This window comes from Rhodococcus sp. 077-4 (genome assembly GCF_047782425.1).
GTDB lineage: Bacteria > Actinomycetota > Actinomycetes > Mycobacteriales > Mycobacteriaceae > Rhodococcoides.
This window is the reverse complement of the sequence record NZ_JAJPWC010000006.1, coordinates 41,832-62,378: the sequence shown is the minus strand read 5'-3', so window position 1 is coordinate 62,378 and position 20,547 is coordinate 41,832. Positions and strand designations below refer to the sequence as shown.

Sequence of the window (20,547 nt, the reverse complement as noted above, 5' to 3'; positions counted from 1 at the left end):
CGACAAGTCACGGGAACTACCCCCGTCGAAACCCTGCGGTTTACCGCAATATCAGCGGCCACATGCTCGGCTACGCTGCTCGGGTGCTGGTAAACCACGTCGTGAACCCACCAGCCGAGTCGGCGGATCGAACGTCGATCGGCTCTTTTCTCCGGCAATGGCTGATGGCACTTGCCGGGGTTCTACTCGGGAGCGTCGCAGCGGCCGCGGCCCTGATGTTCACCGTGGCGGGAGTACTCGCACTTCCGCTGGCACGCATCCTCGGCCGGTGGGGAGGACCGGTGCGATCCGCTGTCGACGAAAGCGCGCTGGCGTTGACCGGGCTCGAACTTCGCCGAATTACCCGCTTCCACGGCAAGGTTCACACGGACGTACTGACCGCCAGTCGGTGTCGCTGGTACCTCGGAATGCGCTGGACCATCGGACTTCTCGGAGTCGGCGTGGTTCTTCTACTCGCGCTCTGCCTCGTCGTGGCCGGGTCGATGGTCTCGGCATGGCTTCTCGGTGGCAGCTGGGGCCTGATCGAGGACTCCGACCGAGTCGACGGCGGACTCGTAGCGGTAGCAGCGCTGCCCGGGATTCTCTTGATCTTCGTCGCGGTGGTCGGGGTGGCAGCGGTCGGCTCACTCGACCGTTGGTTCGTCGTCCGAGTACTCGGACGAGATTCCGACCGGTTGCTGCAGCAGCGAGTGGCCGAGCTGACCATCAGCCGCGATCACGTGGTCGATGCCATCGACGACGAACGCCGACGCATCGAACGCGACCTGCACGATGGCGTCCAGCAGCAGTTGGTTGCCGTGGGAATGCTCATCGGCCGGGCCCGCCGCGCCGAGAAGCCCGACAAGCGCCGCGAGCTCCTGGCTCAAGCGCACAGCGCATCCCAGGGGGCGATCAACGAGCTGCGCGAGGTTGCCAACCGGGTGTACCCGGTCGCACTCGACCACGCCGATCTGCATGCAGCGATCGAAACCATGGCCCAGCGGGCCAGTGTTCCCATCCGACTCACCTACGAACTGACACAGAGGTTGCGACCCGCGGTGGAGACGGTCGTCTACTTCGTCATCTCGGAGGCGGTGACGAACGCGGCCAAGCACGCCTCACCTCGAACGGTGGAGGTCACCGTCACCCACCAACGGTTCGACCGCGCGCTCGCGACGATCACGGACGACGGGCCCGGTGGAGCCGATCCGTGCGGTACCGGCTTGTCCGGACTGGCCCGCCGCGTGGCGGCCGTGGACGGCACCCTCACCGTGGACAGCCCCGTCGGCGGCCCGACGGTCGTGTCTGCGAGCGTCCCGTGCGGGTGATCGTCGCGGAGGACTCGACGTTGCTACGCGAGGGTCTGGTCCGCCTGCTCGTCGACGAAGGGCACGAGGTGATCGCGTCCGTGCCCGACGCCGACGCGCTCCTCGACGCCGTGGAACAGGATCGGCCGGACATCGTCGTCACCGACGTCCGCATGCCACCGAATCACAGCGACGAGGGCCTCCGGGCGGCGCTGACCATTCGCAGCCGGTGGCCGGAGGTAGCGGTACTGGTGCTTTCCCAGTACGTCGAAAACCGTTACGCGGCAGAGCTGATCAGTGGATCCGGCGGCAAGGTCGGCTACCTGTTGAAGGACCGTGTGGCACAGGTCGACGAGTTCTTGGACGCATTGAACAGAGTCGCCGACGGCGGGACGGCCTTCGACCCGGAGGTGGTGCGACAGTTGCTCTCACGCACGACCCGATCCAATCCCCTCGAACGACTCACCCCACGCGAACGCGATGTGCTCGAACTGATGGCTCAGGGTCTCACCAACGCACGAATATCGACCGATCTGTTCATTTCGGTGAGTTCGGTGGAGAAACACGCAAACGCAATTTTCGACAAGCTCGGACTGGCGAACTCCTCCGGTGTGAGCCGACGCGTGATGGCTGTGGTGGCCTACCTGCGTACGTGATCAGCCGATGCGGGCGGCCGAACCCGACACGATGATCCCGCCGGCCGGTGGGATGTCCACGAAGAGCGTGCTGGGCCGACCGACGTGGCTTCCCTGGTTAATGACGATGCTCGCGGGTGGCTGAACCGCGTGCGAGTCTCGGAGGTACCCACCGGTCGCCGCCGCTGCTGCACCCGTCGCCGGGTCCTCCGTGATCGACCCGACCGGGAACACATTGCGTGCGTGCCACTGGTCGGCGCTTTGCGGCCAGAGAACGACGATCGTTGCCGGCCAACCGTGCTCGTCGAGCACCGCACGAGCGCGACCCAGATCGGGGGCGAACCCGTCGAAGACGTCCCGATCAGCGAGAACGACGAGGGGGTGCCAGTTGCCCCCGAAAGCCTCAGCGGGAACGTGGTCGGTGTGCAGGTCGTTCGTGGTCAGGCCAAGAGCACCGAGGACGTCGACGAGGGCCTTTCCGGACAGCGGCTTCGTCGTCGGCTCGACGCTCGTGAACGACACCAGCGGCGCGCCATCTGCATCGACGGTCGTCACGATCTCGATATCCCCCACCGGCGTCGCGAAGCGGATCGAGCCGACACCCTCGATCGCGCTGATCGCTGCGGCTGTCGCGACCGTTGCATGCCCGCAGAACGGCACCTCGGCGACCGGAGAGAAGTAACGGATGGTGCGGCTCCGGTCGCCGTCCCCAGGGGTGACGAAAGCCGTCTCCGCGTAGCCGACATCCGCTGCGATCCTCAGCATGTCGGTGTCGTCCAGGCCGCGGGCGTCCAGCACCACTCCTGCGGGATTCCCGCCTGACGGCTCGCTGGAGAAAGCCGTCCACCGTTGAATATCGATCGGGGGCATGTGCCGAACCTACTACTTCGCACCTCCCCGACGGCTGATCACCACCGATCGACGTGCAGCACCGTCTCGATCGGATCCCGCGGAGCGACCTTGAAGGTCTCCCCCGTGTAGTACGCCGTAGGGATCAGCGCACCCTGATGGAAGCCCTCGGGGATTCCGAGCAGCTCAGAAATTTCGGCTTCGCGCGCGAGATGAATTGTTGTCCAGGCTGTTCCGAGACCGCGAGCCCGGGCGGCCAAGGCGTAGTTCCACACCGCAGGTAGCAACGAACCCCAGAGTCCGGCCTGGTTTCCCGCCGGAAGTGTTGTGCCGGCCTTGATGCACGGAATCAGAAGCACCGGAACCTCGCCCAAGTGCTCACCGAGCCACCCCGCACTGTCGCCGACGCGCTTCTGGACCGATGCGCGTTCCGGGTCATCGGCGAAGAGTGCCGACGCCGAATGCTTGGATGCCTGGTATTCGGTGAACAGCTCACCGTAGATCTCACCGATGCGCGCTCGGAGCTCGGGATCGGTGACGACGATCCACTGCCACCCTTGCTTGTTCGAGCCGGACGGAGCCTGCAGAGCGATCTCGAGGCATTCCTTGATCAACTCGAGCGGCACCGGCCGGGTCAGGTCCAGACGTTTGCGGACTGTGCGCGTCGTGGTCAGCAGTTCGTCGGGAGTCAGATCGATGATCGGGAAGGAAGTCACTTTTCGATCATGCACCATTCGGTGACCCCAGTGCCCGGTCGACCAAATCCTGGTTTGCTGCGTCCCACTGGGCGGCCATGGACCTGCCACCGTGCCCGTCACCCTCGTCGACAAGGAGTGTCGACCCGGGCCACTCCCGGTGCAGACGCCACGCAGTGACAGCGGGGCCGGATACATCGCGTCGACCGTGGATCAGTACGCCCGGCATCTCACCCAGATCTGCCGCGCGGTCGAGCAGAGGCGGATCGCAGAACCCGTCGTGCGACCAGTAATGCGCGGCCAGTCGCACGAAGGCCAGGCGGAATCGGTCGTCCTCCCACCTGGGATTGCGCCTGATACCGCCGGTGCCGATCGAGATGTGGACGTCTTCCCACAGTGCCCACTCTCGGGATGCCCTGTCCCGCAACGCAAGATCGTTCGAGTTCAACAGTTGGCCGTAGGCGTCGACCAGTCTTCCGTGGCCGCGGCGATAGCCGACGCCGGCCTGCTCGGCGAAAGTAGCGAAACGGTCCCACGCTTCGGGGAAGATCGCTCCGACGCCCTCGGTGATCCAGTCGACCTCCTCACGACCGGTCGTGGTGACGGCGAACAGGACGACGCCGAGGACCCGCGTCGGGTGTGCGAGAGCGTAGGCGACGGCGAGGGTGGATCCCCAGGACGCGCCGTTGACAATCCACGCCTCGATGCCGAGGTGCTCGCGCAGGGCTTCGATGTCGGCGATCAGATGGGCAGTGGTGTTGGTGGACAACGACGTCGTGGGATCGGACGCGTGTGGGGTGGACCGACCACACCCACGCTGCTCGAATCCGACTGCGCGAACTGTCGAGAGGTCGAAGTGGCGACGAAACTGGCTGGCGTTCAGAGTCCCACCCGGACCGCCGTGCAGGTACACCGCAGGAACGCCGTCGGACGGACCCCACTGCTCCCAGTAGATCCGTTGGCCGTGGCCCACATCCAGCATTCCGTGCAGTGTCGGTTCGCCCTCGGGTGTCATACCACCATCACATCATTCGAGAGGCAGCATCGGTCGGATCACTGCCCACTCGGACGCGTCGGTCCAGGACGGATTCGATTGCTGCGGTGATCGAAACACCTCGAGTGTCGACAGTTCCGCAATGGACTGAATGCTCGACGCGAGGATCGGCTCGTCGAACAGCGCGATGTTCGTCGAGATCTTCCACTGCGGGCCGGGGACCGGGGTGCCGGTCAATGTGCCGGCACCCCAGATTCCGCGTCGCGGATGGGCACTGACCCAGAACAACACCGGCTGCCCGGGTGCCATCAATCGAGTGCGGTAGTTGTCTGCGACGCACCAGTGCTCATGTGCACGTCCCGCTGCGAGCATCGGCGCCAGATCGGTCTTGTTCGGATTGCACTTGATCACCCAGGCACCGAGGGTGCGGTCCGTTATCGCCCGTGCGGTCACCGTTGCCAGTGTAGGAACTCAGGCCACTGCGTCGTTGCCCTGGGCTGCCGAGACCACCAGATTGCTTGCCGTCAGGCCGTTTCCGTTCTTGACGGCGTCGATCCACTGATCCGTCGTCGCCACTGCTGCGAAATTGGACTGGTAGAGCACCATCAATGCCTTGTGCAGTTGTTCGGCCGACACGGTGCCCGCTTCGTTCGAGAGGTTGATCGCGCCGGTGGCGTCGGACAGTATTTCGACGGTCAGGTCCAGCGCTTCCGCGTCGGCGCTGGAGGCGAGATCGCAGTTGTTTGTCATGTAGCCGACGATCGTGACGGTGTCGATGTTGTTGCTCTGCAACCACTTCGCGACGCCGGTTCCGGCGAACACGCTGCTGTACTTCTTCTCCACCCGTTCGAACGAGGGCTGCACGACGGCCTGAATATCGGGGTGCAGCTCGAACGTCGGGGTGCCTTTGACGAATGCCGGCGCACCCTCGGGCATCTCGTGCTGCACGATCGCGACGGGAACATCCTGCGCCGCAGCAGCTTCGATGGCGCGGACGATGTTGGCCAACGACTCGTCACGCGGCGGGTACTGAATCTTCAGCACTCCCTCGAAGTACTCCTGCTGAACATCGATGACGATGAGGGCTCTACGCGGTGCGGTCATGGGCGTTCTCCTTGTGGCTGACGTTCTCGGTCGATACCCATACTTCGGTACCGGCCTTCCGTTCACGAGTGGCACGGATGCATACTTTCGATTGATTTGCGCCAACGTCGATCGGATCGGAGACCCATGCGCATCGCGCTCTACGTGTTCGACGGCATCACGATGTTCCACCTGGCCGCTCCGCTGATGGTGTTCGGGGAGGTGACTCGGCTCGAGCTCGCTCCGGACTGGGAAACGCGCGTGTGGTCGGACCGACCAGGGTCGATTCGCACCGAGGAGGGGCTCACCGTCGGCGAGATCGCAGGCCCCGACACCGTCGATTGGGCCGATATCGTCATCGTGACATCGTGGCCGGAGTCGTTGCCACACATCGGCGATGATCTTTCGGCCGCGCTTCGCGGAGCTCACCGCCGCGGAGCCGAGATCGCGGGGCTGTGCCTCGGGTCGTTCGCCATCGTCGACACCGGGCTACTCGCCGGCCGCCCAGCCGTCACCCATTGGGCGAAGATGACCGAACTGCGAGAACGTAATTCGCACACCGGCCTCGACGAGTCCGTGCTCTACATCGATCACGGCGATGTCATGACCTCCGCCGGAACCGCGTCGTCGATCGACTCCTGCCTGCACATCGTGCGCAAACACCTCGGCGCTGCCGCCGCGACGCGGGTTGCTCGCAGCCTCGTCGTCGCGCCACATCGGGACGGGGGTCAAGCGCAGTACATCGAGAGGCCGGTGGTCGAGGCATCCGAGGACTCCGCCATTGCCGATGTGCAGAACTGGGCGTTGGAGCGATTGTCCGAACCCCTGCCCATCGAGCGGATGGCCGAACGGGCACGGATGAGCCGACGCAGCTTCATCCGCCAGTTCCAGCTCGCGACCGGGTCGACACCGGCGCGATGGGTAACCGAACAGCGGCTCGACGCCGCCCGCAGCCAACTCGAGACCACCGGGCAAAGCATCGAGAACATCGCAGCGTCGTGCGGATTCGGCAGCGCCGTCACCCTGCGCCAGAACTTCCAATCGGCGTTCGCAGTCACGCCGACGGCCTACCGCAAGCAGTTCGCGGTCGGTTGTGCAACCACGAGCACCATTGACAGGCAAAGATGAGCGACGTGATCCTGTGGATAGTTGCCGGAGTCGAGCTCGCCGCCATCATCGCACTCGGCGTGGTCCTGATCGTCTCGCGTCGAAAGCTGAAGCACACGCGGCAGGCACTCGACCGCGCTCTCAGTGCATCACTACAACATCGTAAGCGCCGCGGCCTGGTGCCTTTCGCGATCAGAACCGCCTTCCACACCACGGACTTGCTCATCAACAAAGGCTTCGGCGCGACGGTCCGCAACTCCGTCGAAGATCTCGCCGGCTGGGCGAAGGTCGAACGACCCGACCTGGCGCGCATGACCGCCGACGGCGACATCGTGGTGATGTTCTCCGACATCGAAGGTTCCACCGCGCGCAACGAGGAACTCGGCGACCGCGGCTGGGTGAAGCTGCTCGAGAAGCACAACAAGCTGATCCGCAAACACGTCGACGACCACGGTGGCCACGTGGTGAAGAGCCAGGGCGACGGCTACATGATCGCCTTCTCCGACCCGGCTCGAGCCGTGCGCTGCGGGGTGAAAGTACAGGAGGCATTGTTGGAGAATCCCGACCGCTGGGACCGCATCCGCGTCCGTATGGGTGTGCACGTGGGCAGTTCCGTGCGACGCGGTGACGACATCTTCGGGCTGAACGTGGCTATGGCAGCACGAGTGGCGAACCAAGCCGACGGCGGAGAAATTCTGGTCAGTGAGCCAGTTCGGAACGCGATCAGCACGGCGCATGATCTGACTCTCGGTACGCCCCGCGACGTCGAGCTCAAGGGTATGAGCGGAAGTTTCCAGTTATATCCGGTGGCGTTACCTGTACCACCGGATACAACTGTGGCCGTCAACGCACAGTAGCCGTAGGAAGCACCGGCACGGTCAAGGACGAACCTCCGGCACCGGTGCGGACGATGACGTCCCCTGCCGGGGCGTCGTCGGTGATGTCGGGGAAGTCGTCGCTACGAACCTGCACTTGCAGCCGATGTCCAGCCGGCAACCGGAAGTGCGTCGGCCACGCCCGTACGTCCAGTTCGTACTCCTGCCCAGGTATTACCGGCTCCGGTGAAGTGGATCCGTTGCGATGGCTCGCCTTCAGCCAGCCCTGGGTGATGCGCTCCACGGTGCCATCCGGTGCCACGTCGTCGACGATCACCGCGAGGTTGCCGTCGGACGCAGTGAAGGTTGCCGACACCTTTGCCGTGGGGGACCCGGTGATAACCACGTCGGCGGGTAACGGAGTGGTCGCGAAGACCACGGCCGCGTCTGCAGCGTCGGTGTGGTCCGACGGCACCGTGTACGCGCGACTGCCCGCCTCCGTCGACAACGGAGTCAGGCCACCATCGGTCCCCATCGCCAACGTCAACTCGGTGGATTCGGCGGGTGGCCACTGCCCGAATTGCTGCCAGCCACGTTCGACGGGCTCCGAGGATATTTCGTAGGAGTTGATCCTCTGAGCGGGCAGGGGTGCAGAGCCGTCCTCACGAAGCCACCTGTCCCACCATGCGAGGTATGCCCCTGTGCCGATATCGACTTTCTGGCCCGCCGGCATGCCGTGTTTCCATGGCCCGGCAACGACCCACGTCAGATCCGGATGCGCGGAGTAGTTCTGCATCATCGGGTCTCGGTAGCGGTCGTACCATCCCCCTACCTGCAACATGGGCACGTCGATGTTCTGCCACTTCGCCTTGACGCTGCGGTCGATCCAGTACTCGTCGTACAGCGGATGCTCGTCGTACGGCCCCTCGGTGGCGGGTGCGGTGCTCGCCTGCCAAGTTCGGATCGTGTCGGATCGGATGCCGCCCCGGTAGATGGTGTTCTCGTACCAGTCGCTGAACGCGTCGACCGGAATGACGGCAGCCAGGTGCGGTGGATTGTTGGCCGCGGCGAGCATCGACGTGTGACCGCCGTAGCTGACGCCGGACTGTCCGACCTTGTCCGTCGACCACGGTTGCGCTGCAGCCCATTCGACGAGATCGTAGTTGTCCTGCTGTTCCTGCAGTCCGAACGGATCCAGTACTCCAGCAGAATTGCCGGAACCACGAACGTTGCACAGCAGGATGTTGTAACCACGCTCGACCAGATATGCCGAGTCGACTGCCAATTGGTCGAGGCCGTCGTAGGCGTTGAAGTCGTAGACGATGGTCGGGAACCTCTCTGCAATCGGCACATTGCCGGCGTCGCCGGGCCGGTTCACATCGCACGCGAGTGCGGCACCGTCGCGCATCGGGACCTCCATACGCTCCGAGGTGACCGTGTACTCGGCCGCACGCCCGTAGGTGAAGAACGGGTCTGTCGGCATTTCGCGGGGCACCGCTCCAGCAGTTCCGGCAGTCTGTGCGGCGAGAACAACGGCAAGAGTCAGGGCGAAGGGTACGCGGGTGGTACGGATGTCGATCTCCATCCATCGGGCGGCTCGGCCGCAGATCTGCAGTACGGTCAAAGAGACTCGGGCACAGCCATACTCAGCAGGTGGTAGCTCAGACACTTACCGTGTCCGTCGAGCACCGGGCTCCCCGTCACTCCCCCGCCGAGCACGCCGGGTAGCTCGAACACCAACCCCGAGACCAGGGGCATTTCGGTGCGGCGCACCTCTCCGGTGACAAGCGGTGCGAAATGCAAGGCAACGGCATCGACAGTCAGTGCGCGGGTCAGTAACTCGTAATACTCGTCGGTCCGCGGAAACACAGCGAGGATGAGGGTGTCGCCCTTGTCCCCGGTTCGCACGTCGGCGAAATCGTCGACAGTCCTCATACCGTCACCTCCGTGGTGTGCACGGCGGTCGTCACCTGTGCACGTGGGATCAGACATGATCTGATCGCGAGAACTTCGGTGCTGCTGCTCCGCGCACCACCGCCGCCGGCCGGCCCGTTGGTGTACAGACTTTCGACTTCCCACCCCACGAGTGCCGCGGTCTCAGCGTCGGGCACCTTTGCGGTCACGCGCAGTCGCACTTCGGGGACATCGGTGATCGGCGTAAGCCCGCGGAATGCCGCACCCGCCCCGATGTACTCGATGCCCACATTCTCCGTCGGAATGCCCTGCACCTCCCACAGTCGTTGCTGCACAATCTCTCCGGCGAGCTCAGCGCGTTGCAGCGCGCGTGGCCCGGCGTAGCTGATCTGCCCCTCACCGAGCCAACCGCCCCGAAATCCGAGAGTCACCTTCAGCTCCTCCGGCCGCGCACTGCCCGTCGCCCCGGACACCGCCACCCGATCCGGTCCGACGGTCTCGAACGCGACCCTGGTGAAATCGGCCGTCACGTCCGGCGTCAGGTAGCTCGCGGGATCGCCGACCTCGTAAAGCAACTGCTCGGCGCATGTCCGTCGTGTCAGCTCCCCTCCGGTGCCATCGACTTTGCCGAATTCGGCTGTGCCGTCGGCATTTACGTCGCCGTAGGGAAAACCGAGATTCGCCAGACCCCGCACCGGTTTGGTGATCGGATCGGCGAAGTAGCCGCCGGTCAGCTGGCCCGCGCATTCGAGAAGATGTCCAACGGCCGTCCCTGCACCGAGTGTCTCCCAATCCTGCCCGGCCCAACCGAACTCGTGCATCAGGGGCGCGAGATACAGCGCCGGATCGGCAAGACGGCCCGTGATGATCACGTCGGCACCGACGTCGAGTGCGGGCAGTACCGCATCGGCCCCGATATAGGCGTTGGCCGACACCAGTTCCTCGGAATGCTCCGACAGCGGGCGTCCGGTCTCCCACACCACCGGATCGATGCGGCGCACCGCGTCGAGTACGTCGTCGCCGGTAATGGCAGCGATTCGCACCGCACGCGAGCACACCTGCTCCGCTACACGCGCGACGACGAATGCTGCCGCAACAGGATTCGCGGCCCCGGAGTTGGTCACGACGGTGATGCCCTGTTCCGTCGTCGCGCCGAGAACTGCACGCATGCGCGCTGCCAAGAGAGGGTCGTAGCCCGTCGCGGGATCGAGCAATCTTCGGGCCTGCCCCGTCGCAACCGTCCGCTCTCCGAGGCACTCGAAGATGAGGTAGTCGAGCTCACCGCGCTCGGCCAAAATCTGAGCCGGATCGATGCGATCACCAGCGAATCCTGCGCCTGCCCCCAACCGGACGGTGCGCTTGCCGCTCACGAGACCCACACCGGGATGACGCCCGTCGCGAAAGCGACCCCGAGCATTCCGAGGCTCACCAGCCACGCCCACCCGATCGTGTGCCGGATGTGCTTACCGATGTCCACCTTTGCGAGTCCGACCAGGAGGTAGAATGCGCCCGTCATCGGACTGATCGGGAAGCCGACGGTTTCCTCACCGATGATCGATGCTTGTGCGAGATGGATTGCGCTGATACCGAATTGGTCGCCGACCTCGATGAGCACCGGTAGAACCCCGAAGTAGTATGCGTCGGGTCCGAAGATCAAACTCATCGGCACCGCGAAGACGCCGACGATGAGCGGGAGCGCCGGGGCCAGCCAGTCCGGAATGACGTTCGCGGCACTGACCGCCATCGATTCGATCATGCCGCTGCCGTCGAGCACACCGAGGAGAACTCCGGCAGCGAGCAAGGTCCCCACCATGAGCATCGCGCCGACCGCATGCGCCTCGATGCGCGCCGACTGCGCCTTCATGCCCGGGTAATTGATCAGAAGCGCAATGATGGTCGCGATGATGAAACAGGTCTCCGGAGGTGCGACAGCCGCGATCAGTGCACCCAATGTGGCGAGTACCAGAACGGCGTTGACCCAGAACAGCTTCGGACGCAACAGGCTAGGTTCTACGGGCTCGTCGGGCTTGCGGGGCTCTTGCGGTGCGTCGTCTCCGCCGGATCCGACTGCGAGTGCCGACTCGTCGCTCCCTCCGGTGGCCGGTACGGGGATTCGCTGCCCGACGCGTGCCGTCGACTCCTCCACCTCGGCCGAGACGTCGCCCGCTGCGACCTTCGCCAACCTGGTCTTCTCGCGCCGACCGAGGTAGTACGCGATTGCCAGCGCGAACACCACTCCGGCGATCTGCGCGGGGATCAGCGGCACCCACAACTCGTTGGCGTCGACGCCCAATGTTGCTGCCGCTCGCGCCGTCGGGCCGCCCCAGGGAACGATGTTCATCACGCCCGCACCGAGGCCGACACACGTGGCCAGCACCAGCCGGCTCATCCCGAGGCGCTCGTAGATAGGGAGCATCGCGGGAACGGCGATGAGAAACGTGACCGCGCCTGCGCCGTCGAGATGGGCGACCAACGCCAGCGCTGTCGTCGCGACCGCGACGGTCGGCGGGGCGCTACCTGCCCACTTCACGATCCGCGCGATGAGTGGATCGAACAGACCTGCGTCGCGCATGATCCCGAAAAAGACGATCGCGAACAGGAACATCGCCGCGACGCCGACCACGCCGCCGAGTCCCTCCTTGACGAACCCTGCCACCTCGGACGGCGAGTTGCCGGCCAGGAACGCTGCGGCGAGCGGGACACCCGCAAGCGCAACGATGGCCGCGACGCGTTGGGTGAACAACAGCAGCAGGATGACGGCAATCGTCCCGAAGCCGAGCAGTGACAACATGTGATCTCCTTCATCGAATACGACGAGTGTTGTGCAGATCACTTACGCAGTCCAACATCAGTTGGGTATAGATTCATGCTCTGTGGGCATAAACCTGGGCATTGCCCATCTACGCGCCGTCGTCGCACTCGCCGATCATGCGAGCTTCACCGCGGCGGCGAACTCTCTGCAGGTCTCTCAGCCGAACCTGAGTCGCACCGTCGCCGAGGCCGAGCGCCGTCTGGGCGTGCGGCTGTTCGTGCGCACCACCCGCAGCGTCGACCTCACCGGTGATGGACACGAAGTGACGGCCTATGCCCGTCGGGTATTGCTCGAGTTCGACGACGGCCTGGAGCAGATCGGACGCTTCGTGTCGGGCGACCGCGGAACCGTCACCATCGCGTGCTTGCCGTCGATCGCGGCGACGTTCCTCCCGCCGTACATCGTGCGGTTCCGCAGCAGTCATCCCGACGTCTCGGTGCACATCAAGGACGGTCTTCGCGACGACGTGGTGGCCTCCGTCCGCGACGGCTCCGTTGATTTCGCAGTAGTGGCGGCATCGGGGCGAGCGAACGATTTGATACGCACGACGGTCAGCGCCGACGCGTTCGTCTGCGCACTACCGTCGAATCACGCTCTGGCGCAGCGCAAGAGCCTGAGGTGGACCGACCTCGCCGACGAGCCGTTCATCGCCTTCGGCCCCGAATCCAGCATCGCGTCGCATGTACGACTGGCTCTGGAGAACGCGGGAGTCGACGTCGGACCGTCGGTTCAGGCACACAACGTCGCCGCCGTAGCGGGACTGACTGCTGCGGGACTGGGCATCACCGTCATCCCAGAATTGGTGGTGCCGATGATGTCGTTCGCGAGCCTTGTTTATCTGCCGATCGAGCCAACCATCCATCGCACCATCTCGGTCGTGCAATTGCCGGGGCGACGCCAGAGTGCGAGTTGTTCGGCCTTCCTCGACATCTTGGTGCCGCCCCCGTAAGAATGAATGGACCATTCAGTGCGTCTGAGCGCGTGAATGTCGCATTGATCCGAACGGGGTGGACGGTAGACCCGAATTCTGTTGCAACCCAGAACGAATGAATGGTCCATTCACACGTCTGAGCGCGTGAATGGACCATTCATTCGATGGGGGGTGAGCTGGCAGGAACTACTGCTTCGCCGACTCCAGTGCCTCGTTGAACGTCTTGGACGGACGCATCACTGCGGCGGTTGCTTCGGGGTCGGGGTAGTAGTAGCCGCCGATGTCGACTGCGTTGCCCTGAACCTCGTTGAGCTCGCCGACGATTTTCTCTTCGTTGTCGGACAACGTCTTTGCCAGTGAAGCAAAGTGCTTGGCCAGCTCGGTGTCCTCGGTCTGTGCGGCCAGTTCTTCCGCCCAGTACAGGGCGAGGTAGAACTGGCTGCCGCGGTTGTCGAGTTCACCGGTCGAGCGCGACGGGCCCTTGCTGTTCTCGAGCAACTTGCCGGTCGCAGCGTCGAGTGCCTTGGCGAGGATGGTCGCCTTGACGTCGCCGGTCTTGATTCCGAGGTCCTCGAGGCTGACCGCGAGGGCCAGGAACTCGCCGAGCGAATCCCAGCGCAGGTGGTTCTCCTCGATGAGCTGCTTGACGTGCTTGGGAGCCGAGCCGCCCGCACCCGTCTCGTACAGTCCGCCGCCTGCCATCAGGGGAACGATGGAGAGCATCTTGGCGCTGGTACCGAGTTCGAGGATCGGGAACAGGTCGGTGAGGTAGTCGCGCAGGATGTTGCCCGTCGCGGAGATGGTGTCGAGTCCGCGGACCAGACGCTCCATCGTGTACCGGATCGCGCGAACCTGCGACATGATCTGGATGTCGAGGCCCTCGGTGTCGTGATCCTTCAGGTACTTGCGCACCTTGCCGATGAGCTCGTTCTCGTGCGGGCGGTACGGGTCGAGCCAGAAGACGACGGGCATCCCGGACTCACGTGCGCGCGTCACCGCGAGCTTCACCCAGTCCTGGATCGGCGCATCCTTGACGATGCACAGACGCCAGATGTCGCCCTCTTCGACTTCCTGCGTCAGCAGCACCTCGCCGGTAGCGATGTCGGTGATGTTGGCGGTACCCGCCTTCGGGACCTCAAATGTCTTGTCGTGCGAGCCGTACTCCTCGGCCTTCTGTGCCATCAATCCGACGTTGGGGACGGTGCCCATCGTCGTCGGATCGAACTGGCCGTTGGTCTTGCAGAAGTTCACCATCTCCTGGTAAATCCGCGAGAACGTCGACTCGGGGTTGACGGCCTTGGTGTCCTTGGGACGGCCGTCCGCTCCCCACATCTTGCCGCCTGCACGAATCATCGCGGGCATGGACGCATCGACGATGACGTCGCTGGGCGAATGGAAGTTGGAGATGCCGCGCGCGGAGTCGACCATCGCGAGCTCGGGACGGGTCTCGTGACACTTGTGCAGGTCTTCGATGATCTCGTCGCGCTTGGACGCCGGGAGGGTCTCGATCTTGGTGTACAGATCCGACAGGCCGTTGTTGACGTTGACGCCCAGCTCCTCGAAGAGCTCGTTGTGCTTGGCGAACGCGTCCTTGTAGAACACGCGCACGGCGTGGCCGAACACGATGGGGTGCGATACCCGCATCATGGTGGCCTTGACGTGCAGGGAGAACATGACGCCGGTGTCGTAGGCGTCCTGCATCTCGTGCTCGTAGAAGTCCAGCAGCGCCTTCTTGCTCATGAACATCGAGTCGATGACGTCACCGTCGGTGAGCGAGACCTTCTCCTTGAGCACGATCGGCTCGCCGTCGGCGGGCAGCAGTTCCATCTTGATCTCACGGTCACCGTCGACGACGGTCGACTTCTCACCGTGGTAGAAATCGCCCTCACGCATGTGCGCGACGTGGGTGCGCGACGCCATCGACCACTCGGTCATGCTGTGCGGGTGCTTGCGGGCGTATTCCTTGACGGCCTTCGGAGCGCGACGGTCCGAATTTCCCTCGCGCAGAACAGGATTGACCGCGCTGCCTAGGCACTTGGTGTACCGGTCGCGGATCTCGCGCTCTTCGTCGGTCTTCGGATTGCCGGGGAAGTCGGGAATTGCATAGCCCTTGTCCTGCAGTTCCTTGACGGCTGCGAGCAACTGCGGCACCGAGGCGCTGATGTTCGGGAGCTTGATGATGTTGGTCTCGGGCAGCTGCGTCAGCTTGCCCAGCTCGGCGAGGTTGTCGGTCACTCGCTGGTCTTCGTTCAGGTAGTCAGGGAACTCGGCGAGGATGCGGTTGGCAACGGAGATGTCACTCGACTCGACGTTGATCTCGGCCGCACTGGCGAAAGAACGTATGACCGGCAGAAACGCGTGAGTCGCCAGCATGGGCGCCTCGTCGGTCAGGGTATAGATGATGGTCGGCTTCTTCGCAGTCATGTTTCGCCTTTGCCTCAGTTTCAACGTCGTCTTTTGGATGCGTCCACCGTCGACTTTAATCTTTGAAGCCGCCGATGTGCGGGGCAGTGGGGTATCACTCCACCAGGGGTTCCAAGTTACCGACCGGTAGGGCGCTCAATGGGTTTCGCGACGTTGCTGGATTCGCCCCTGACCACCGCCGGAGCATCCGATTTGCCCGAATCGGAACAACAGGCCCCGTCGCGTCCGTTGGACGAGGTATGACGACCTACAAGACTGTCAATCCTGCCGACGGCACAACTGTCAAGGAATTCCAGACTCTCGATGCGGCCGGCGTCGAGCGTTCACTCGCCGATGCACACGCCGGTTTCCAGACGTGGCGCAAGACCTCGCCGAAGCACCGCGCCGAGATTCTGCACAAGGTCGCCGATCTCTACACCGAGCGCTCCGACGAGCTGGCGCGAAGCATCTCGCTCGAAATGGGCAAGCCACTGACCGAATCCCAGGGTGAAGTGGAACTGTCGTCGAACATCTACCGCTACTACGCCGACAACGGCCCTACGCTGCTCGAGGACGAGAAGCTCGACGTTCCGGGCGCGGAAGAGACTGTGCTGCAGCGCAAACCGGTCGGCGCGCTCGTCGGCGTCATGCCGTGGAACTTTCCCTATTACCAGGTGGCCAGGTTCGCAGGCCCGAACCTGATGGTGGGCAACACTATTCTGCTCAAGCACGCACCGAATTGCCCGCAGTCGGCGCTGCTGATGGAAGAGATCTTCCATCAGGCCGGACTTCCTCGGGACGCATACATCAACATCTTCGCTACCAACGATCAGATCGCCGACATGATCGCCGACCCACGCGTGCAGGGCGTCTCGCTCACCGGTAGCGAGCGCGCCGGAACCTCCGTCGCCGAGACCGCGGGACGCAACCTCAAGAAGGTCGTCCTCGAACTGGGCGGGTCGGACGTGTTCATCCTCCTCGACTCCGATGACATGGACGCCACCGTCGAATCGGCGACCAGGGCACGGCTGTCCAACGCGGGCCAGGCCTGCAACGCAGCAAAGCGCATCCTCGTCGCCGAAGATATCTACGACGACTTCGTCACCAAGCTCGTCGCATCCTTCGAGGCCGTCGAGACCGGCGACCCGCTGGACGCGAACACCGCACTCGGGCCGCTGTCGTCGCAGACCGCCGCCGACACGCTGATCGAGCAGATCGACGACGCCGTCGCCAAGGGCGCAACGCTACTGACCGGCGGCAAGAAGATCGACGGACCGGGTGCGTACGTGCAGCCGACGCTGCTGACCGACGTCACCCCCGACATGCGGGCATACAGCGAAGAACTGTTCGGACCGGCAGGGGTCATCTACAAGGTCGAAAGCCCGCAACAGGCAATCGAATTGGCGAACTCCTCCCCATACGGCCTGAGCGGCTCGGTGTGGAGCACCGACTTGGACAAGGCCCGCGATGTGGCCGAACAGCTCGACGTCGGCATGGCGTTCGTCAACGAGCACGGCACCACGCTCCCCGGTCTGCCGTTCGGCGGAGTCAAGCGCTCCGGCGTCGGCCGCGAACTGGGACCGTGGGGCATGGACGAGTTCGTGAACAAGAAACTGGTGCGAGTCTCCGCGAAGTAGGCCCTGTCGATGCTCCCCGGGCAGTTGTCCGGGGAGCGTCGTCATACCGCGGTCATACTGTCCCGATGATCGTCGAACATGCTCTGTTGCACGTCGTCCCCACGCGAACCGAGGAATTCGAGGCCGCGTTCGCCGACGCGAAATCGATCATCGCGTCGATGCCGGGGTTCGTGAGTCTGACACTGTCGAGGGGCATCGAGCAGCCCGATGTCTACCTACTGCTGGTCGAGTGGCAACGCCTCGAAGACCACACCGAGGGCTTTCGGCAGTCCGAGGTGTACCAGGAGTGGAAGACGCTGCTGCATCACTTCTACGAGCCCTTCCCCGTCGTCGAGCATTTCGACCCGGTACTACGGGCGTAGCCGATAGGTTCGAGTTTTCGCCCCCTTCTGTCGTGTCGAGGAGTCAACCGTGGCCAATGCTTCGTCGTTCGTATCCAAGCAGGACGACACCGAGATCAGCACATACACCTGGGCCCTGTCCGCCGATCCGGCCCGCGGCGTCGTGCAGATCGCGCACGGCCTGGCCGAGCACGGCAGCCGCTACGCCCGATTCGCAGCGGCCTTGAACGACGCCGGATTTCACGTCGTCGCGTCCGATCATCGCGGCCACGGCCAGTCGATCGTCGACACCCCCGGCAATTTCGGGGCTGCCGCGTTCGCCGGGTTGTGGGCCGACATCGAGCAACTCGGCGAATCGCTGCTGACCGAGCATCCGGACCTTCCGCTGTTCTTGTTCGCTCACTCGATGGGTTCGTTTGCCGCGCAGCATGTTCTGATCGAGCGATCCGATCTGTACGAGGGTGTGGTGCTGTCGGGTTCGACGACGTTGGACATCCTCGCCGCCGGAATGGCCGACGCCCCGGCCGGTGACCTCAGCGTGTTCAATGCCGCCTTCGAGCACCGCACCGGGTACGAGTGGCTCACCCGCGACGAGGCCGAGGTCGACGCCTACGTCGCCGACCCGCTGTGCGGCTTCGATCTTCCCGAGTCGACGGTTCCAGCGCTATTCGGCGAGGCCGAGAAGCTGGCCGATCCGCACAACCTCGAGCAGATCCGTTCCGATCTACCGCTGCTCATCACCTCCGGAACCGACGATCCGCTCGCCGGCGGCGGCCAGTTGATCGAGACGCTCGCCGCCCGGTACCGCGAGGCGGGCATGAGCGACGTGACCGTCACCCTCTACCCCGGTGCCCGCCACGAAATCCTCAACGAAACGAACCGAGACGAGGTCACCGCGAACATCATCGGGTGGCTCACCGACCGCGCCGGGTAGACCTACCGCTCGTTCAGCTGCACGGGCTGCCCGTCCTCAGGGAACGGCAGCGACGTGAAGTTCAGCGGCGCAACGTAATCCGGATCGACCGACCAGTCGAACCGCAGCAGCAGATGATGCATGATCGTCTTGATCTCCGCACCTGCGAAGAACATCCCGATGCACTTGTGCACCCCGCCGCCGAACGGCTCCCACGCGTAGCGGTGCACCTTGTCCTCGCGGCGATCGTCGGCGAACCGGCCTGGGTCGAACTTCTCGGGGTCGGGCCAATACTGCTCCATGTGGTGCGTGAAGTGTGGCGCGACCGAGGCATACGTCCCCGCGGGTACGAACTTCCCCTGCACCTCGGTGTCCTTCACCGCCCGGCGCGCCACCACCGGAGTAGGTGACACCAGCCTGAGGCATTCCTTCATCACCAGGTCGACACTGTGCAGTTCGTCCAGTTGCGCGAGCGTCGGCGCATCGGTGCCGAGGGCCCCGGACTCGTCGCGGCACTTGTCCTGCCACTGCGGGTGTTGCCCGAGGTACTGCATCATGGTCGACAGCGTGATCGTCGACGTGTCGTGCGCGGCCATGAGCAGGAAAATCATATGGTCGACCACTTCGTTGTCGGAGAAGCGCTCGCCATCGTCATCCTCGATGTGGCATAAGACCGAGAACAAGTCGTCGGTCTCGGAGGCGCGCCGGGCGGGCAGATACCGCCGGAAGAACTCCTCGAGCATGGCGCGACCGTCTAGTCCGCGCTTCCACCGGGTTCCCGGGACTCGGAAGCGCACGATCGATGTCGCGGCCTGCACGCACGCTACGAAACTGGCGTTGAGCTCGGCGATCTCGGCATCGGTACTCCCCTCCGCGCCGCCCATGAAGATGCTCGTGGCCACCTCGAGGGTCAACGCCTTGAGCGCCGGATACACCTGGAAATCGCGTCCGCCCTGCCACGCGTCCAAACCTGTTGCCGTGACGGGATTCAACGCGTCGACGGATTTGGTGAGCCGGTCTCTCGTGAAGGCCTGCTGCATGATTCGTCGATGCTTCAGATGCTCATCGGAGTCGAGCAACATCAGCCCGCCGTGAAAGAACGGCCCGATCAGCAGAGACCAACCGTCTCCGTTCGCGAACGCCTTGTCTGCGTTCTGCAACACCTGCTGGCACGCATCCGGACCGAGAACGGTGATCCACTTCTGCCCGGCCATCGTCAGCCACGACACCTCGCCGTACTTCTGCCAGCGACTCCCGAGCAACTTCAAAGGGTCCCGGATGTACTCGAGCGTGTGGCCCACGACGGGCAGACCGCCGTCGCCGAACACCGGTTTCAGCGTCGAGTCCGCGGGTGGAGCAGCAAGCGCACGTGCCATTGTCGACCTCCGTCAATCTGACAGAGCGTCCTGTCAGATGAGATGTAGTCTGCGTCACACCTACCGGCTCTGTCAAGATCTACCCATGGCTTCCACCACGCGCCGCTACAACGGCATGAGCGCAGACGATCGCACCGCCGATCGGCGCGCGCGGTTGCTCGAAGCCGGGCTCGAAGTGTTCGCAACGGCAGGTGCCCAGAACACGACCATGACCGCAATCTGCGCAGAGGCCAAGCTGACCGAACGCTACTTCTACCAAAGCTTCTCCAGCAGAGAAGATTTGCTACAGCACGTGGTGGAATCGGTATCCGACGAAATCAGAACCGCCGCACTGAACGCACTGCATGCCCCCGCACCCACCGTCGAAGAACAGGTGCACAACGCCATCTCCGCGTTCGTCGGCGTGCTCACAGACGACCGACGCAAGGGCCGCGTCGCGATGATCGAATCCCTTGCCGTCGACTCATTGCGAGACTATCGACGAAAGTCCATGCGCGCGTTCGCTCATCTGGTTGCCGAACAATCACGAGAGCTCTACGGCGAGCAGGCCTGGCCGCAACCGCAGTCCGAAATCAACGGCCTGCTGTTCATCGGTGGACTCGCCGAACTGGTCATCGCATGGTTGACCGACGAAATCGACATGGCCCCAGCCGACATCGTCGACGCCGCAACCCGTCACTTCATCGCGACGGCCCACCGCTGAGCACGAACGCTACCGGCCGAAATGCCCCGTGAAGATCTGGCCGTTCACTGACA

20 protein-coding genes are annotated in these 20,547 nt (G+C 64.1%); 9 read left to right on the top strand and 11 right to left on the bottom strand.

All coding sequences use genetic code 11. From position 1 onward, the window contains the following. The first annotated feature begins 83 nt into the window (after positions 1–83). Together ACNEOT_RS23235 and ACNEOT_RS23230 are read left to right on the top strand one after the other, a co-directional pair. Positions 84–1,307, top strand: a complete 1,224-nt coding sequence (locus ACNEOT_RS23235; protein WP_415976998.1) for a sensor histidine kinase — start codon at positions 84–86, stop codon at positions 1,305–1,307. Beyond that, the gene (locus ACNEOT_RS23230) at positions 1,298–1,942 is read left to right on the top strand and encodes a response regulator (RefSeq protein ID WP_415976997.1); all 645 of its coding nucleotides are present in this window, start codon (positions 1,298–1,300) and stop codon (positions 1,940–1,942) included. The genes ACNEOT_RS23235 and ACNEOT_RS23230 overlap by 10 nt, the downstream gene beginning before the upstream one ends. Here ACNEOT_RS23230 and ACNEOT_RS23225 read toward each other — a convergent pair whose 3' ends face one another. From ACNEOT_RS23225 to ACNEOT_RS23205, 5 genes are read right to left on the bottom strand one after another with little or no spacing between them, the layout of a single operon-like run. Continuing rightward, entirely contained in the window at positions 1,943–2,791 is an 849-nt protein-coding gene (locus ACNEOT_RS23225) for a PhzF family phenazine biosynthesis protein (protein WP_415976996.1), read from the bottom strand. It lies immediately after the preceding gene. A gap of 38 nt (positions 2,792–2,829) precedes the next feature. Then, entirely contained in the window at positions 2,830–3,486 is a 657-nt protein-coding gene (locus ACNEOT_RS23220) for a nitroreductase family protein (RefSeq protein ID WP_415976995.1), read from the bottom strand. A gap of 7 nt (positions 3,487–3,493) precedes the next feature. Beyond that, the gene (locus ACNEOT_RS23215) at positions 3,494–4,480 is read right to left on the bottom strand and encodes an alpha/beta fold hydrolase (RefSeq protein WP_415976993.1); all 987 of its coding nucleotides are present in this window, start codon (positions 4,478–4,480) and stop codon (positions 3,494–3,496) included. 12 nt (positions 4,481–4,492) lie between these two features. Next, positions 4,493–4,912, bottom strand: a complete 420-nt coding sequence (locus ACNEOT_RS23210) for a hypothetical protein (protein ID WP_415976991.1) — start codon at positions 4,910–4,912, stop codon at positions 4,493–4,495. 18 nt (positions 4,913–4,930) lie between these two features. Continuing rightward, complete coding sequence (locus ACNEOT_RS23205) at positions 4,931–5,563, bottom strand: isochorismatase family protein (RefSeq protein ID WP_415976990.1); 633 nt, start codon at positions 5,561–5,563, stop codon at positions 4,931–4,933. A 126-nt stretch (positions 5,564–5,689) separates the two neighbouring features. On the opposite strand from ACNEOT_RS23205, the gene ACNEOT_RS23200 reads away from it, so the two are divergent. Beyond that, positions 5,690–6,670 carry a GlxA family transcriptional regulator gene (locus ACNEOT_RS23200; RefSeq protein WP_415976989.1) on the top strand — a complete coding sequence of 327 codons (981 nt, stop codon included), beginning with the start codon at positions 5,690–5,692 and terminating at the stop codon, positions 6,668–6,670. Further along, positions 6,667–7,506 carry an adenylate/guanylate cyclase domain-containing protein gene (locus ACNEOT_RS23195; RefSeq protein WP_415976987.1) on the top strand — a complete coding sequence of 280 codons (840 nt, stop codon included), beginning with the start codon at positions 6,667–6,669 and terminating at the stop codon, positions 7,504–7,506. Before ACNEOT_RS23200 ends, ACNEOT_RS23195 begins: the two co-directional genes overlap by 4 nt. Here the strand turns inward: ACNEOT_RS23195 and ACNEOT_RS23190 are convergent. The 4 genes from ACNEOT_RS23190 to ACNEOT_RS23175 are packed head-to-tail and all read right to left on the bottom strand — an operon-like array spanning position 7,493 to position 12,169. Continuing rightward, positions 7,493–9,088: a CocE/NonD family hydrolase gene (locus ACNEOT_RS23190; RefSeq protein WP_415976986.1), complete on the bottom strand. Its 1,596-nt coding sequence runs from the start codon at positions 9,086–9,088 to the stop codon at positions 7,493–7,495. The genes ACNEOT_RS23195 and ACNEOT_RS23190 overlap by 14 nt on opposite strands. Next, positions 9,085–9,399, bottom strand: a complete 315-nt coding sequence (locus ACNEOT_RS23185) for a hypothetical protein (RefSeq protein ID WP_415976984.1) — start codon at positions 9,397–9,399, stop codon at positions 9,085–9,087. Before ACNEOT_RS23185 ends, ACNEOT_RS23190 begins: the two co-directional genes overlap by 4 nt. Then, positions 9,396–10,748 carry an acyclic terpene utilization AtuA family protein gene (locus tag ACNEOT_RS23180; RefSeq protein WP_415976983.1) on the bottom strand — a complete coding sequence of 451 codons (1,353 nt, stop codon included), beginning with the start codon at positions 10,746–10,748 and terminating at the stop codon, positions 9,396–9,398. Before ACNEOT_RS23180 ends, ACNEOT_RS23185 begins: the two co-directional genes overlap by 4 nt. Beyond that, positions 10,745–12,169, bottom strand: coding sequence for a CitMHS family transporter (locus tag ACNEOT_RS23175; RefSeq protein ID WP_415976982.1), 1,425 nt, complete (start codon positions 12,167–12,169; stop codon positions 10,745–10,747). The genes ACNEOT_RS23180 and ACNEOT_RS23175 overlap by 4 nt, the downstream gene beginning before the upstream one ends. 82 nt (positions 12,170–12,251) lie before the next feature. Here ACNEOT_RS23175 and ACNEOT_RS23170 point away from each other — a divergent pair, with 82 nt between their 5' ends. Then, positions 12,252–13,139, top strand: a complete 888-nt coding sequence (locus tag ACNEOT_RS23170) for a LysR substrate-binding domain-containing protein (RefSeq protein WP_415976981.1) — start codon at positions 12,252–12,254, stop codon at positions 13,137–13,139. Positions 13,140–13,307: 168 nt separating this feature from the next. Here the strand turns inward: ACNEOT_RS23170 and ACNEOT_RS23165 are convergent, their stop codons facing one another. Continuing rightward, positions 13,308–15,545 carry an NADP-dependent isocitrate dehydrogenase gene (locus ACNEOT_RS23165; protein ID WP_415976980.1) on the bottom strand — a complete coding sequence of 746 codons (2,238 nt, stop codon included), beginning with the start codon at positions 15,543–15,545 and terminating at the stop codon, positions 13,308–13,310. A 239-nt stretch (positions 15,546–15,784) separates the two neighbouring features. Here ACNEOT_RS23165 and ACNEOT_RS23160 point away from each other — a divergent pair, with 239 nt between their 5' ends. From ACNEOT_RS23160 to ACNEOT_RS23150, 3 genes are all read left to right on the top strand, one after another. After that, positions 15,785–17,161 (top strand): NAD-dependent succinate-semialdehyde dehydrogenase, encoded by a 1,377-nt coding sequence (locus ACNEOT_RS23160; RefSeq protein WP_415976979.1) that lies wholly within the window; start codon positions 15,785–15,787, stop codon positions 17,159–17,161. A gap of 65 nt (positions 17,162–17,226) precedes the next feature. Further along, positions 17,227–17,523, top strand: a complete 297-nt coding sequence (locus ACNEOT_RS23155) for an antibiotic biosynthesis monooxygenase family protein (RefSeq protein ID WP_415976977.1) — start codon at positions 17,227–17,229, stop codon at positions 17,521–17,523. Between the two features lie 49 nt (positions 17,524–17,572). Next, positions 17,573–18,436: an alpha/beta fold hydrolase gene (locus tag ACNEOT_RS23150; RefSeq protein WP_415976975.1), complete on the top strand. Its 864-nt coding sequence runs from the start codon at positions 17,573–17,575 to the stop codon at positions 18,434–18,436. 2 nt (positions 18,437–18,438) lie between these two features. On the opposite strand, the gene ACNEOT_RS23145 is transcribed toward ACNEOT_RS23150, so the two are convergent. Beyond that, on the bottom strand, positions 18,439–19,791 hold the full coding sequence (locus ACNEOT_RS23145; RefSeq protein WP_415976974.1) for a cytochrome P450: 1,353 nt from the start codon (positions 19,789–19,791) through the stop codon (positions 18,439–18,441). Between the two features lie 85 nt (positions 19,792–19,876). Between ACNEOT_RS23145 and ACNEOT_RS23140 the strand changes: the two genes are divergently transcribed. Next, positions 19,877–20,494 (top strand): TetR/AcrR family transcriptional regulator, encoded by a 618-nt coding sequence (locus ACNEOT_RS23140; RefSeq protein ID WP_415976972.1) that lies wholly within the window; start codon positions 19,877–19,879, stop codon positions 20,492–20,494. Positions 20,495–20,547 lie beyond the last annotated feature (53 nt).

Bases quoted from the DNA above. Each gene is read 5' to 3' on its own strand.
- ACNEOT_RS23200 (WP_415976989.1), top strand. From the start codon at position 5,690: ATGCGCATCGCGCTCTACGTGTTCGACGGCATCACGATGTTCCACCTG.
- ACNEOT_RS23155 (WP_415976977.1), top strand. From the start codon at position 17,227: ATGATCGTCGAACATGCTCTGTTGCACGTCGTCCCCACGCGAACCGAG.
- ACNEOT_RS23145 (WP_415976974.1), bottom strand. From the start codon at position 19,791: ATGGCACGTGCGCTTGCTGCTCCACCCGCGGACTCGACGCTGAAACCG.
- ACNEOT_RS23225 (WP_415976996.1), bottom strand. From the start codon at position 2,791: ATGCCCCCGATCGATATTCAACGGTGGACGGCTTTCTCCAGCGAGCCG.
- ACNEOT_RS23175 (WP_415976982.1), bottom strand. From the start codon at position 12,169: ATGTTGTCACTGCTCGGCTTCGGGACGATTGCCGTCATCCTGCTGCTG.
- ACNEOT_RS23195 (WP_415976987.1), top strand. From the start codon at position 6,667: ATGAGCGACGTGATCCTGTGGATAGTTGCCGGAGTCGAGCTCGCCGCC.
- ACNEOT_RS23160 (WP_415976979.1), top strand. From the start codon at position 15,785: ATGACGACCTACAAGACTGTCAATCCTGCCGACGGCACAACTGTCAAG.
- ACNEOT_RS23165 (WP_415976980.1), bottom strand. From the start codon at position 15,545: ATGACTGCGAAGAAGCCGACCATCATCTATACCCTGACCGACGAGGCG.
- ACNEOT_RS23140 (WP_415976972.1), top strand. From the start codon at position 19,877: ATGGCTTCCACCACGCGCCGCTACAACGGCATGAGCGCAGACGATCGC.
- ACNEOT_RS23205 (WP_415976990.1), bottom strand. From the start codon at position 5,563: ATGACCGCACCGCGTAGAGCCCTCATCGTCATCGATGTTCAGCAGGAG.
- ACNEOT_RS23185 (WP_415976984.1), bottom strand. From the start codon at position 9,399: ATGAGGACTGTCGACGATTTCGCCGACGTGCGAACCGGGGACAAGGGC.
- ACNEOT_RS23215 (WP_415976993.1), bottom strand. From the start codon at position 4,480: ATGACACCCGAGGGCGAACCGACACTGCACGGAATGCTGGATGTGGGC.